Raw genomic sequence first — 14,045 nt, 5'->3', positions numbered from 1 at the left:
TGCTAGATCAACTGTTTCTTTCACCATCCAACCATTCCTTAAACCGGTTTACCCGGTCACGGCTTACGATGATTTCCTCGCTGTAAGCGAAGTTAGGATTGATCTTCAGGCGACTATTGGAGTAAACCAATACATCTTTTATTGCTTCCAGATTGATCAAATAGCTTCTGTTCACCCTGAAAAAAAAAGAGGAATTAAGAATTTCCTCCAAAGCTTCCAATTTGTAATCGGTGATGAATGTGCGTCCATCAACCCGAATGATGTACGTATTTCTACCTTCGGCAAAAAACAGTTTGATGTTCTTTGTAGATATCGAATGGATGTGTTCCCCAATTTTCACCATGAACCGCTCCTTGTAGGCAGGTTTTGAAAGTGTCTTCCACAGGTTTCGGTTAGTAGGTTCACCACTTGTTGTCTCTTTCAGCTGGTGGAATTTGTCCAGACTGGCCGCAAAGGAAGCATAGCGGATCGGCTTGATCAGGTAGTCTATTCCATTGGCCTGAAAAGCCTCCAGCGCATATTGATTGTGTGCAGTAATGAAGATCACAGGTTTGAAAAAACCTACTTGGTCCAATGCCTGAAATGAAAGTCCGTCAGCCAGTTGTACATCCACGAGAAGCAAATCCGCATTTTTCCCCCGGGTAGCTAGTAGAGGAACCGCTTCACCGATGGATTGGGCTACGCCAATAATCTCTGCAGAAGAGTCGTACTGAAGCAGAAAATGGGTGATTTTTTCCAGTGCGGGAAGCTCGTCTTCTATTACGATTACTTTCATATGTTTATAATTTGATTTTTAATGGTCAGATGGAATCTTTGACGATTAAAATAATCATTGCTCTGTGAGTTTTAACGATGGTTTTAATCGTGTCGATTTCATATGATTATAATTGTTTATCAGCGGCCATATGGAATCTCGCATGGCTTATAATCATGCCCGTGTGTCGCCTTCGGCATGCTCGATTTCATCTAGTAAGAGTTGAATGGGTGAATACAGGATTAGGCGGATTTGTCTCGCTAGTAAAGGGGATTTCCATAGGGACAAAAATAGAAAAGGCAGAAGTGTCTGTCCAATGCAGGGTTTTATTCAGCCAGCCATAATGTTGCTTTACCAAGTTCAAGGTCTTGAGCAACTGATCTCCTGTAGTCAGGGAGAAATTACTTGGGAAGCTTATAGTCAATTGGTTTTTTCTGATTTCTAGCTTGATTTCCAATGGGAATTTGGAAGAAGATAGCTGGGAATAGGCGATGGCTTCCAGGATCTTGGTCAAGGTGCGGGGCACCAAAAGAAAATTTTTGGTAGTCTCTGGCATCGATAATTGGATGTGTTTAGAAATGAACTGATTTAAAAATGCCTGGACACTTTGCATCGCTGCCAATTCATCTGCTAAAGAAACGAGTTCTTCCTGAGTTCTCAGTGAATGCCTGTAAATATCTGAGAGCAAGGTGATCCCTTCGTCAGCAAGTGAAAAACGGTTTTCCTTGATACAAAGTAAAATTGATTCCAATCCGACCAAGAGGAATTCAGGGTTGAGCATATAATGAAAAAGATCTACACTTCTGTGCAGTTCCTCTTTTTCCAGCTGTTCTTTTTCCAGCTCTTGTTCGTATTTTTTATGGATAATAGAAAAACCCAAAAAGTGGCTTTGATACATCAGGGTGACGAAAAGGAATATACCATTGAATATCTTCAGCTCTGTCAGGTAGATCTGCACATCTACCATGTTTTCGAACCAGAAGAAATATCCTACCAGCAGGAAGCTAACGGTGAAAATTGAGGCAACGACAGAGGTGACAAGCAGCGTAATGGTGTGCCGTATGAAATTAAGTCCTTGACCCGGTTTTTTCTCGAAGAAGACCAAAAGCATCCGGTTGATTTCCAATAGTGCATAACTCGAAACGACACAGAACAACAGCTCACGGGTAAAGAAATCGGCTGTGATATTTCCCACTGTATCAAAGGCCAGAAGTATAGCCAGATATACCAGCGTACCTACCGGTAGGGGAAGTAAAAGTCTATATATAGGCTTGATTCCTGAGAGTGCAGTCATTGTTTTGCGGGGTTCTGGATGACATAAGGCAGGCAAACATAATAGAAGCCTTCTGACTGGTAAATGGATGGTGCCGAATTCCCGTGGTATTGGTAACGCTCTTTCAGGTTTTTGAGTCCGACTCCGGTGGATTCAACGGACTGAGGCTTTTCGGTAATGCTATTGGCTACGGCCACTTGCTCATGGTCGGCCGTGATTATTATTTTGACCGGACGGGCCATACTCGCCACATTGTGTTTTAAGGCGTTCTCAACCAATAACTGGATTCCAAGTGCAGGGATAAGTTTGGAAGTAAATTCGGGTTTGATCCTTTTCTCCAAAACCACCTTCTGGCCATACCTGACCTGCATCAGGTGCATGTAGTTGTCGATGATTTCTATTTCCCTTTTTAGCGTGTTGAGAGGCTGTATTCCATTATGGATTAGATTGGAGAAGTTGAAGGCCAGTTTTCTGATGAACTCCTCGGCTCTTTGAGGTTGATGCGTGATCAGGTTGGAGGCGCTGTTGAGCGAGTTGAACAAAAAGTGGGGGGTAAGTTGGGATCTGAGCAGTTTAAACTGAAGTTCTTCCTTGTTTCTGGAGTCCCTCATCTCTTGGATGGTTTCCTTTGAAAACCGGGCAAAGGAAAACCAGCTGTAGTCAATCCAAACAATGAGTAGAGAAAGGATCAATGAAACAACACTGCCTTTGATAGCCAAATTCCCGCTGATGTAGTCAAGGCTATCTCCAAAGCCTTTTTCAAACAGGCTTTCAAGCAAGTAAGAATAAAGCGTCAGGCTGCCCCAAATCAACAACATGATTAACACAGATCGGGTAGTGTGCCCTTTATCCCAAGGTTGCAGCTTTACAATGAAAAGATAACCAAGGGAAAGAACCAGGCTTACTGATATACCCATCAGTGCCAGCGACCACTGTGCGCGGCTAACAGAACCAAGCCAGTGCAACAACCCTCCATTGTAGAGTAGGTAGAGGGTTAGACTACTTGTCAGCACTAATGCCAGAAGAAAGGAAATAGTTTTTTCCATGGGGTAAATAAGACTTTATCCCAGTCCCGATTACGAACTGATTGGTTTAATTTACAAAACCATTTGAAGACGAGAGTATTTTCAAGAAGCGCATCTCATTACTTCACCAAAGAAATGGGAAGAATGAATTTCTGATTTAGCCGTTTCACGGATTTTGGCTTTTACTTTTTCGGATCCTTGTTTCTGACAGAGGTATTTCAGGATTTCGGCTTTGAAGTGATCGCTGTCGATGTCCTTCACACCTGAAAGGATTATCAATGATCTGTTTTCAGTCATATTTCCCTCGTTTATCGCGGTTTTCAGCAATTCATTTTTGAAATGATCTGAGTCAATAGAAGGAACAAGCTCGTCGACCATAAATTTCAATTCCTGATCAGACAGCTTTCCGAAATCAAGTGTGCGGGCAATTTCATTTTTGAAATGGTCGCTGTCTAACATGTTGATCAGTTCAATGGATTTCTGTCCTTCTCCTCCAACAGTATGTTCAGAAAAAATAGGTTTGAGCAGCTCTGCCCTGAAGTGATCGGATTGCAATGATTCAACGACTCTTCTAAGCTGATTGATATCGTTGAAATAGAAAGGCTTTATCTTTTTGTAAATTTCAGTCTGGTAGTGGTCAGAGCTCACCTGACTGATTGTTTTGTCAATAGTGGCTGTGATTTCGCTCGGTTTTAGGTTTTTCTGCAATAGTAACCCGAGGTAGTGGGTTTTGACATGGTCTCCCCCGAGATTTCCGATCATGTCCAAAACAGATTTTGCCCCGCCTTTTCTATACAAACGATCAACCCGTTCTTCCGATGCTATAGTGGTGGTATTCAATAATTCAGGCAGGATTTCGGCAAGCCAAGCACGTCCATCCGGATCAAAAGGTTTTTTAGTTCTTCCTTCCTTGTATTCATAATCCAGACCATTACCTGAATTGCTGATGAATATGGATCTGGTATTGCCGAAGGTCGTTTTCTCGATTTTGAGATAGCCTCCGCTGGAAATGGAACTGATCGATTTTTCGTCATTTCCGATAACAACCTTGCCGTTTGATTCAATATTTAATTTTTGATTGTTGCTATTGGAAGTATATCGACTGGTAGATCCATTGGTTGAACTACTAATAGAGCTGTTTCTTGATTGGGCATGCGTTGCGCTGAAAGCAAAAAGGCCGCAAAAGCAAAGAACTGCGAAAACAAGCTTAGGTGTAGATGTCCTGTTCATATTTGATAGCGAGTTATGATTGAATTTCTTTTCCCAAATATTGCATGGTTGAAATTTTTAATAAAACGGGAAGTAGTGAATAGCGGAATTGCTGTATTGAATCGTAGAAGAAATGGGGTGAGTGTTTTTACGGTCAAGAATTACTTTTGAGTTGTAGGCTTTTACCAATGGGGAAACTGGCCAAGTTTTTAGAAAAAAATCAGGGAAAAATATAGTCTATTAAAAATAATAGCATTGTGGTTCTGAACCTATGAAAATTTAGGGAACCGTGGTTTTATTGTAAATGTATAGACGTTATCAGCCAAAAAAATCAAATTTTCCCGCTTACCAAGTTTCCAACCGTCAAACTTTTCCTCCCAAATATTCCTTAAAATCCCTCATTTGTCAATATTTCCCTACCTTTGCAGTCCGTTCGGGTGAATGGAGTGTGTTTTGCTTGCTTAATGCGCTGATTTACAACTAAAAACGATAGCTTCCTGACCCGAGGGCTATTGCTAATCAGGGTTTTTACTATTATGTCTAACAAAGAAGATTTTAACTGGGACAACTTCGAAACCAAAGGTTTTGGCGAAGGCTATTCCAAAGAACAGCGTGAGCAAATGGCTGCGATGTACGAAGGTACATTAGGCGAGATCACTGAGAAAGAAGTAATCAAAGGCACTGTGGTAGGTGTGAATGACAAGGACGTAATCATCAACATCGGCTTCAAATCTGATGGATTGGTTCCTCTTTCTGAATTCAGAGATCTTGAATCTATCAAGCCAGGTGATACTGTAGAGGTATTCATCGAAGAGCAGGAAAACGCCCTTGGGCAGTTGATCCTTTCCCGTAAGAAAGCTAAGATCGTACGTGCATGGCAGGACATTGAAGATGCCCTTGAAAATGACAACGTGATCGAAGGTTTGGTGAAAAGAAGAACCAAGGGTGGTTTGATCGTAGATATTTACGGTGTAGAAGCATTCTTGCCGGGTTCTCAGATCGACGTGAAGCCTATCAGAGATTTCGATATCTATGTAGGTAAGAAAATGGAAGTGAAAGTGGTGAAAATCAACCACGCAAATGATAACGTAGTAGTATCTCACAAAGTGTTGATCGAGAAAGATCTTGAGAAGCAAAAAGCTGAGATCTTGAACAACCTTGAGAAAGGTCAGGTATTGGAAGGTGTGATCAAGAACATGACCAACTTCGGTGTATTCATCGATTTGGGTGGTGTGGATGGTCTTCTTCACATTACAGATATCTCTTGGGGACGTATCAATCATCCGGAAGAAGTATTGCAACTTGACCAGAAAGTTCAGATTGTGGTTCTTGACTTTGATGATGATAAGAAGAGAATTTCTTTGGGTATGAAGCAGCTTACTGCCCATCCTTGGGATTCTTTGGCGTCTAGCCTTGAAATCGGATCTAGAGTGAAAGGTAAGATCGTAAACGTAGCGGACTACGGTGCGTTCCTTGAGCTTGCTCCGGGTGTAGAAGGTTTGATCCACGTGTCTGAAATGAGCTGGTCCCAGCATTTGAGAAATCCTGCCGACTTCGTGAAAGTGGGTGACGAAATCGAAGCTGTGGTATTGACTCTTGACAAAGATGACAGAAAGATGTCTCTTGGCATCAAGCAATTGACTGAAGATCCTTGGACTAAGAACGATATGGGTACTAAGTACGCTGTAGGTTCTAAGCACAAAGGTGTGGTAAGAAACTTGACTAACTTCGGCCTATTCCTTGAATTGGAAGAAGGAATCGACGGTTTGGTTCACGTTTCTGATCTTTCTTGGACTAAGAAAATCAAGCATCCTTCTGAGTTTGTAAAAGTAGGCGATGAGCTGGAAGTAGCAGTTCTTGAGCTTGACGTAGACAACAGAAGATTGGCTCTTGGCCACAAGCAATTGGAAGAGAATCCATGGGATACATTCGAATCTGTATTCCCTATCGGATCAGTTCACAAGTGTACTGTAAACTCTAAAAATGACAAAGGTGCAGTTCTTGAATTGCCATACGGTCTTGAAGGGTTTGCTACAGTGAAAAACTTGGAGAAAGAAGACGGATCTCAAGTAGAGGTTGGTGAGTCTCTGGACTTCAAAGTGACTGAATTCTCTAAAGATGATAAGAGAATCGTTCTCTCTCACACTGCAATGTTCAGAGAAGAAGCGAAATCGGCTAAAAAAGAAGTGAAGAAGAAATCTGATTCAGGTTCTGCTTCTACTTCATCTTCTGCTCCGGCTGAGAAGTCAACTCTTGGTGACTTGGACGCTTTGACTCAATTGAAAGAGCAAATGGAAGGAAAGAAGTAAGAAGCTAGATTCTAGAACTTAGCATCAAGACTTACTTAATATTGGAAAACGCCGGCTGAGAAGTCGGCGTTTTTTATTTTTTAACCACAAAGGTCACGCAGAGGACGCAGCTGCTGTTTGTTATCCCGCTTCTCCAGAAGCTGGATTTTATGAAAACGCCGGTTGATTGGTGAAGTCACGCTGCTTTGTAGCAAATAAGCATTTGCTCTCGTCTTGGCTAAACTACTTTTGTCATTAACTTCGACCTTATGAAAAATGCACTTTTACTTTGCTTTATCCTGCTAGCAGGTTTTTCTGTGACAGCTCAATCAGCTTTGGAAGTGAAAGGGTATTTTGGAGTTTCTGGAGTAAGAGCGGATCCCAAAGTTGATCTGGATGGTGCAAGTTCAGTCACTATCAGAAATTTTAAAGAAGTAGGAGTGCTTTTGTCGCAAGGAATTGGAGAGAAACTCTCCCTGACAGGAGGAGTGGATTATTCCTTTGCTGATGTGAAATACAATCCTAATTTCCCTCCCTGCATCAATTGCCTCTATGGCTATTCGCATAACCCCAATTTCCAGATGCTTTCCATTCCTATCTATGCAGAGTATGCTTTAGGAAAAGTTTTTTATGCGGCAGCAGGTCCCATCATAGATTTTCAACTTTCCGAAGACAATAATATTACAGATCAAAGTGGAATTGGTTATTTGGCTGGTTTGGGAGCTAAATGGAATACGGGAAAATTCTCATTCTCTATTTTTCCCAATTACAAAAGGCATAGTGTCATTCCATTTGAAAAAACAGGCAACTACAAACATATCTTGCAGGAATTGGGCATTCAGCTCGGTGTGGGATACCTATTCTAATATGCCTTGAATGAATCTCTTTCTTAATTAAAGACGTAGAGATTTTAACCGAATGGTTATCCGCTTTTAGCAGTTGGGATTCAAAGACGCCATAAGAGAAGGTGAATTTAAGAATTGCGGCTACGTCGGCCATCCGTCTTCGGTTCCTCCCAAGCAAAGAAAATAACCTCACTGGCAGCATTAAGGGCAGTCATATAACTAAATCATCTTATGAAGAGCGTTTTACTCTTGTTTTCAATTCTAATTTTTTCATCCTGTGAAAATTTCGATGACCCCATTCCTGAAGGTAGCGTATTGGAGGCCCCTATGTTGTATTCAAAATTGATTGGGGCAGACAAGGTAGAGCTCACATGGAACTCAAATCAGTTATGTGCAGGATTTTGCCCCTCTGTTGTTCCGGCGACTTATTATGAGATCTGGACGAAGTCGCAGACAACCACTACCACCTATAAAGTAGCAGAAACTCAGGCGGGAGAGATGACTTTTCTTGTGGAGGGTTTGGAACCTGGCGTCAAGCAGGAGTTTTTCGTGATAGCTAAAAGAGCGAATATAAGCAATGAAACTAATCGCGTGATGGTGGTGCCGAATGAGCTCCCCGCAGGAGTGACTGTTTTCGAAAGAGACGGATTTGATTACATCACGCACCCCCAAGTGTCTCCTGATGGACAAATCCTAGTTTATTCAGTTTCGGAAGCTGTTTCAACTGTAAGTCCACAAAGGGTTTTTCTATATGATCTGAACAATAGGACTCACCGTCTGATTATAGAAAACGGGAAATATCCGTCCTGGTCTGCGGATGGAGTTAACTTGGCGTTTGTGGGTGGAGATGATAATTCGTCTTCAATCAACCAGTATAATCTTGCCTCACGTGAAGTAAAGGAATATGCAAGTGACTCATTCCAGAGTTATTTTCCCGTGTTTGGAATTGGAGACACTACGCTGTTGTATTTTTTGGATAGTTTGGTGCAAGGTCAGTCTGGAATTATTGAGTTTGAAATAACAAAAGATACATTGAGCCTGATAAGGGAAGAAGAAATTTTGGAAAATGCTCCAATCCATTTATCTGGAATGAATTATTCGGTTGAAGAAAACATGATCGCTTACAGCTTGGCTTTTCCAAAAGAGACATTTCTTGGCTTTTCTTATGATGTGGTAGGTTTTGACCAGGGAACGCCTTCTGTTTTGAGGAACTTTGAGGTGTCTGATTGGAACGATAGCCATCCATCCTTTTCTAGGGAAAATCCGGGGCTTTTAGCTTTTGTATCTGATCGATCCGGAGTAGAACAGGTTTGGATCAAGAATATGACTTCTGGGAGTTTTGTCCAGGTTACGGATTTTCAGGAAAGCAAGTGGATCAATGCCGGAATAGTGGGGTTGAGCTGGAGTGGGGAGAAGCTGTATGTAAATATTCAGGGTACTGAGGGCACCGCATTGTTGGAAATTGATGTGTCTTCTATATTAGGTGATTGATCTTTGTAGCGTATCTGATTTCAGATTCGTCTTTTATCCGGAATCAGATAACATACTATGACTATGAGATACTATTGGATTGCAATTATAGGGTTGCTATCTTTTTCATCTTGCGATAAAGAAGATGATGCGCCTTTTGAGCTAACTTCTGAAGGACTGCTAGGCAAGTGGGAGCTCTATCAGTATCAAGGGAACACGGGAGCTGAAGATTACAGAACTGCTTATGAGCCTACAGGCAAGACTATTACTTTTCTCCCTAATGGAAGTCTTCTTTCAGTTGAGTTTTTTGGATGTAATGAAGGTGAGTACGAAATAACAGACCATGTTATTGCAGTGCTTTTTGACTGTGAGGAAGAGGTGCCTGAGCGGACATATTTTATGAAGAGAGAAAGCGGAGATTTGGTTTTTTCTCCGCGTACGCCTTCCATGTGCATAGAAGGATGCTCTTACATCTTCAAGAAGATTGGCTGATTGACCGTGAATTAGCTTATTGAGTCCCAATCTATCTTTTCCGACTTGATTGGCAGATTCCTGACCCGACTTCCCGTGGCATCAAATACCGCATTGGCGATAGCTGCGGCAACCGGTCCCATAGCAGCTTCACCGGCACCCATAGGTTTTGTCTCCGGTCTATTAATAATGTGAACTTCCATTTCCGGCACATCCATCATTCGAATAATCGGGTAGGATACCCAATCCGTACTGATTATTCCTTTTTCGTCATAATTGACTTCTTCCATCATCGTCCAGCTGGCGGATTGGATCATGCCTCCTTCGGTCTGATTTTTCAGCCCGTCCGGATTGATTGTCAATCCAGAGTCAATCACCCCTGTGAGTTTTTTGAGTTTATAGTTCTTTGCTGCTTTATCGATTTCAACTTCAGCCATTACTGCAAAATAAGATGTGGCATTCTTGTATCTCGCATAGGCAACCCCCAGTCCGTTATTTGCACCTTTGCTTTTTGATTTCCAATTGGTCTTTGTAGCGAGTTCTTCCAAAACAGCTCTAGCCCGTGGATCTTCTAGGTTATGTATACGAAAAGCAATTGGATCATTCCCGGATTTATTGATCAGTTCATCCAGGAATGATTCCATTGCAAAAGTATTTGCATATGCTCCCAGTCCTCTAAGTGAAGAGGTTCGGAGTGGTCCGTCAAAATTGTAGAGATGGAGTTGCTTGGCTTGTATGCTATATTCCGGGATTCCATTTCTATAGGAACCGGCGGAAAATCCTCCTTTTTTAAATTCGAAAGGAGGGTCCAGCTGTCTTGCGGATATGAAACTCGCTGCCTGGCCATTAGGACGGGTGCTGTGAGAGTCTGACCATACAACGCTATCCCAACCCAGTAGCTTTCCCTCAGAATCAATACCCGCAGAAAGCTGAAATGCCATCGCAGTGCCGTATGGCTCCCATTTGTGCTCGTCTTCTCTCATCCACTGCAGTCGAACATGTTTTCCGGGTATTTCTCTGGCAATCAAAGCTGCCTCTCCGGACACGTCATCAGCACCATTATGTCCATAGCAGCCAGCCCCAGGGATGCCTATGCAGCGGATTTTTTCCTTGTCTATAGCGAAAAGATCGGATAAGGTGCTGCGCAAAGGGTAAACGCCCTGCGTGGCAGTCCAAACTGTCAGCCCATCATTTTCCCAAATCGCCAACGCACAGGAAGGCCCCATGGAGGCATGCATGTGATATGGGCGGAAATATTCTGCCTGATGCTTTATGTATGCATTTGAAATGGTGTCTGCTATTCCCGGAGAGGCTTTTACTTCCTCGGGTTTACCAGAAGTACTTTTCATTGAATCTTGAAGTTGATCAGCAAGAATTTCTATTGAAGTAGTCTTCCATTCAGCTATTGATCTTAATTTCTCGCATGCTTTTATGACTTGATATTCCCGCTCAGCGACTACTGCTAAAAAACTCCCATTTCTAATTACTTTCAAAACACCCGGCATGGATTCTACTTCAGACAAATCTACAGACAGTAACTGACTCAGGTAAGAAGGCGGGTGATGAACCCGGGCATGCACCATTCCGTGCATTTGCATGTCGTGCACAAAGTGGGATTCGCCATTAACAATTTTTCGTATATCATCCCGCTTCAAGGGTTGCCCCACGTACTTGTAATCTTTTGGGTTTTTAGGACTAACTTCTCCTGTGATTTTCTCTTCAATGAATTTTCCTTCCAATAGTTTCCAGTAGCTTATTTCTTCTCCGGAAGGGGACTTGATGTTTCCATTTTCCACTTGAAGTGAGCTAGGGTTTACATCCCATCTTTGTCCCGCCAGCTTTAATAAATATTGTCTGGCTTCCGCAGCTGCCTGACGTATGGAGTTTCCGCTTCCTTCTACTGAATTACTCCCGGCTGTAAACCCCTCATTTGCTGTTTGACCGGTATCTGAATTAATAATGTGACAGCGATCCGGATGGATATCCAACTCTTCCGCTGCGATTTGTATCAAGGCGGTTTTTATTCCCTGCCCAAGTTCCTGCTTTCCCGAGAGTACAGTCAAGTATCCTTCAGCATCAAGTTTAATCCATGAATCAATTAACTTACTATCGGTAATTGGGCGGAGGGGGACTCCTGCATAGGGCAAGATCTCATTCGGGACTCCCTTAGTTTGGCAAAAAGTGAGTGGAAAGAGATTAAATCCGACTAGAAGATGCCCGGTAGTTTTGAGAAATGAACGACGACTGGAATTGAGGCTCTGAATATCTTCCATGGACTAGGCGTTTGAGGTTTCAGAAGCCAGCTTTACAGCTTTGATAAATCTGGAATGAGTGCCACAGCGACAGATTACAGGATTCAGTGCTTTACGGATTTCTTGGTCGCTAGGATTGGGGGTATTTTCTAATAGTGCCACTGCGGATATGATCATGCCATTGACACAATAGCCACATTGAGCCGCTTGCACATCTATGAAAGCCTGTTGTACGGCGTGTAGCTTACCGTTTTGTTGCAATCCTTCAAGGGTGGTGATTTCCATATTTTCAAAACTCACGCATGGTCTTAGGCATGTAGGCTCCGCTTTCGAATCAACCAGCACCATGCATGCACCACATTGCTGTAGCCCACAGCCATATTTTGCACCTTTCAACCCAAAATCATCCCTTAGAATATAAAGAAGAGGCTCTTCTGGATTTGTGGAAACAGTCTTAGTCTTTCCATTTATATTTAATGTGATATTTTGAGGCATGATAATCAATGGTTTAAACTTTAAACTAAGGAATGTATGCCTGAATTGCAATGAAGGAAAAAGAATTAACTCATGAAATTCTTTAACATATAAAAAGTTTAGGGCTAAAAATCAACTGAATGATCGGCAACGATGGTCTGTGGCCATCCGCTAGATTTCATCGGGCTCTATATCCGTTTAAAGCTTTTAGGGGGGTAAGAGACGCTAAGTATAAAAACTAAAAAAGCACTCGCTTTGGCGAATGCTTTTGGATGAGGTCGAGAGCGGATTCGAACCGCTGTAGAAGGTTTTGCAGACCTCTGCCTAGCCACTCGGCCACTCGACCAATCAGAATTGGAATGCAAATGTAGTTAATATCTTTTTCTCTGCAATGAAGCACTTAATTATTTTAAATCTTTATCAACAAAACGGCTTCAGCGTTAATTTGAATTCAATAATTCTGTGCCTTGTATCGGGGGATTTTAACGTAGGTTTTAAAAGGTTGCAAAATACATTCTATTTATAAACATTCTAAATTGATTTTTGCCTCTTTATTACTTCTTAATATCCTGTTATACAGTAGTATATAAAATCAAACAGTGGATACCCTTATCGTCTACCATCCATCAAGACAAGTTTGAAAAATTGGCTTCGGGTAGTACCTTTGCAAGGGTTATAAAAAACCGCTTAAACTATTTAATTAGCTATAATATGTTATCCAAACGCTCGTTAGTAGGGGTTCGATTGAATTTCCACACACTGGCAGTGCTGTTTTTCATGCTGATCGGGACACAGGCTTTTGCCGCTGATCCGGCAGTACAAAGCAGCGACGAAGCAGTAGCAGCAGGCAAGGCTCTATTCAATACCAATTGTAAGACATGCCACAAATTAGATCAGAAGATGATTGGTCCAGCTTTGAGAGGAGCTACCGATAGACAACCTGCTGATCTTGTTAAGAGTTTTATCAAAAACTCTCAGGCTGTTATTGCATCCGGGAATTCGTATTACTCCAACCTCTTTAAGGAGTACAATAATACGGTGATGATCTCACATGAGTTCTTGTCAGACGAGGACCTAGATAACCTTCTTTCCTACATCGAGTTTGGTGATACCGTGGATCCGGCAGCTCCCGGCGGTGGCTCAGGAGCAGAAGGTGGTGAAGCTTCAGCAGGCGGAGGCATTCCCAATGAGTACCTTACAGTTATTTTGGGGGTTTTGGTAGTCGTTCTACTGTTGATTCTGGTAGTATTGGGATTGATTATCTCGGTTTTGACCAAATATCTTACCAAGCAGGATCTTGATGAGGACGACAAGGAATTTGTCAATCAGAAGACTAACCTAGGCAAGGTATTCAAAAGCGATATGTTTGTCGTTGTTGTGACGGCTCTGGTAGTCGCCCTGGTTGCCAAAACGGCACTTGACGGTCTTTATTCGGTAGGCATACAACAAGGCTATGCACCGACCCAGCCGATAGCTTATTCACACGCACTTCACGCCGGTACCTTAGAGATCGAATGTCAGTATTGTCATACGGGGGTAGAGATAGGAAGGTCCGCAAACATCCCTTCTGCTAACATTTGTATGAACTGTCACACACATGTACAGAATGTACAGGGTAAAGAAGGCGTCTCGCCTGAAATCCAGAAAATTTACAATGCAATAGATAACAATCAGCCTATTGAGTGGGTTAGAGTTCATAACCTTCCTGACTTGGCTTATTTCAATCATTCTCAGCATGTTATGGTAGGGGAGATTGAGTGTCAAACTTGTCATGGACCTATTCAGGAGATGGAAGTGGTAGGTCAGCATAGTGCGCTGACCATGGGCTGGTGTATTGATTGTCACAGACAGACAGAAATCACTACTGAAGGCAATGCCTATTATGATAAGTTGGTTCAGATTCACGCTGATTCCAAGGATGCTTTGAAAGTCAAAGACATCGGAGGTTTGGAGTGTGCTAAGTGCCACTATTAATTCATTATTC

Annotated in this window: 11 protein-coding genes and 1 tRNA gene; 5 read left to right on the top strand and 7 right to left on the bottom strand. The window is 42.3% G+C overall.

Features of this window, described 5'->3' with window-relative positions:
• Positions 1-7 precede the first annotated feature (7 nt).
• The 4 genes from ID165_RS18235 to ID165_RS18220 form a co-directional block, all read right to left on the bottom strand.
• Positions 8-775, bottom strand: a complete 768-nt coding sequence (locus ID165_RS18235) for a LytTR family DNA-binding domain-containing protein (protein ID WP_192346744.1) — start codon at positions 773-775, stop codon at positions 8-10.
• 187 nt (positions 776-962) lie between these two features.
• Positions 963-2,048 carry a histidine kinase gene (locus ID165_RS18230; protein WP_192346742.1) on the bottom strand — a complete coding sequence of 362 codons (1,086 nt, stop codon included), beginning with the start codon at positions 2,046-2,048 and terminating at the stop codon, positions 963-965.
• Positions 2,045-3,073: a sensor histidine kinase gene (locus tag ID165_RS18225; protein WP_192346740.1), complete on the bottom strand. Its 1,029-nt coding sequence runs from the start codon at positions 3,071-3,073 to the stop codon at positions 2,045-2,047. Before ID165_RS18225 ends, ID165_RS18230 begins: the two co-directional genes overlap by 4 nt.
• 81 nt (positions 3,074-3,154) lie before the next feature.
• Positions 3,155-4,282: a hypothetical protein gene (locus ID165_RS18220; protein ID WP_192346738.1), complete on the bottom strand. Its 1,128-nt coding sequence runs from the start codon at positions 4,280-4,282 to the stop codon at positions 3,155-3,157.
• A gap of 515 nt (positions 4,283-4,797) precedes the next feature.
• Here ID165_RS18220 and rpsA point away from each other — a divergent pair.
• The 4 genes from rpsA (at position 4,798) to ID165_RS18200 (ending at position 9,356) form a co-directional block, all read left to right on the top strand.
• Positions 4,798-6,570 carry a 30S ribosomal protein S1 gene (rpsA, locus tag ID165_RS18215; RefSeq protein WP_192346736.1) on the top strand — a complete coding sequence of 591 codons (1,773 nt, stop codon included), beginning with the start codon at positions 4,798-4,800 and terminating at the stop codon, positions 6,568-6,570.
• 248 nt (positions 6,571-6,818) lie between these two features.
• Entirely contained in the window at positions 6,819-7,415 is a 597-nt protein-coding gene (locus ID165_RS18210) for an outer membrane beta-barrel protein (protein WP_192346734.1), read from the top strand.
• Positions 7,416-7,625: 210 nt separating this feature from the next.
• Positions 7,626-8,885, top strand: a complete 1,260-nt coding sequence (locus ID165_RS18205) for a hypothetical protein (protein ID WP_192346732.1) — start codon at positions 7,626-7,628, stop codon at positions 8,883-8,885.
• A 63-nt stretch (positions 8,886-8,948) separates the two neighbouring features.
• Complete coding sequence (locus ID165_RS18200; RefSeq protein ID WP_192346730.1) at positions 8,949-9,356, top strand: hypothetical protein; 408 nt, start codon at positions 8,949-8,951, stop codon at positions 9,354-9,356.
• A gap of 11 nt (positions 9,357-9,367) precedes the next feature.
• On the opposite strand, the gene ID165_RS18195 is transcribed toward ID165_RS18200, so the two are convergent.
• The 3 genes from ID165_RS18195 to ID165_RS18185 all read right to left on the bottom strand — a co-directional run bounded on the left by ID165_RS18195 (position 9,368) and on the right by ID165_RS18185 (position 12,407).
• Positions 9,368-11,608, bottom strand: a complete 2,241-nt coding sequence (locus ID165_RS18195; RefSeq protein WP_192346728.1) for a molybdopterin cofactor-binding domain-containing protein — start codon at positions 11,606-11,608, stop codon at positions 9,368-9,370.
• A gap of 3 nt (positions 11,609-11,611) precedes the next feature.
• Positions 11,612-12,082, bottom strand: coding sequence for a (2Fe-2S)-binding protein (locus ID165_RS18190; protein ID WP_192346726.1), 471 nt, complete (start codon positions 12,080-12,082; stop codon positions 11,612-11,614).
• Positions 12,083-12,336: 254 nt separating this feature from the next.
• Positions 12,337-12,407: transfer RNA gene (locus ID165_RS18185), tRNA-Cys, on the bottom strand.
• 365 nt (positions 12,408-12,772) lie between these two features.
• On the opposite strand from ID165_RS18185, the gene ID165_RS18180 reads away from it, so the two are divergent.
• Positions 12,773-14,035: a c-type cytochrome gene (locus ID165_RS18180; RefSeq protein WP_192346724.1), complete on the top strand. Its 1,263-nt coding sequence runs from the start codon at positions 12,773-12,775 to the stop codon at positions 14,033-14,035.
• Positions 14,036-14,045 lie beyond the last annotated feature (10 nt).

This window comes from Algoriphagus sp. Y33 (assembly GCF_014838715.1).
GTDB lineage: Bacteria > Bacteroidota > Bacteroidia > Cytophagales > Cyclobacteriaceae > Algoriphagus.
The sequence above is the reverse complement of the archived record's forward strand: the minus strand, read 5'-3'. Positions and strand labels throughout refer to the sequence as shown.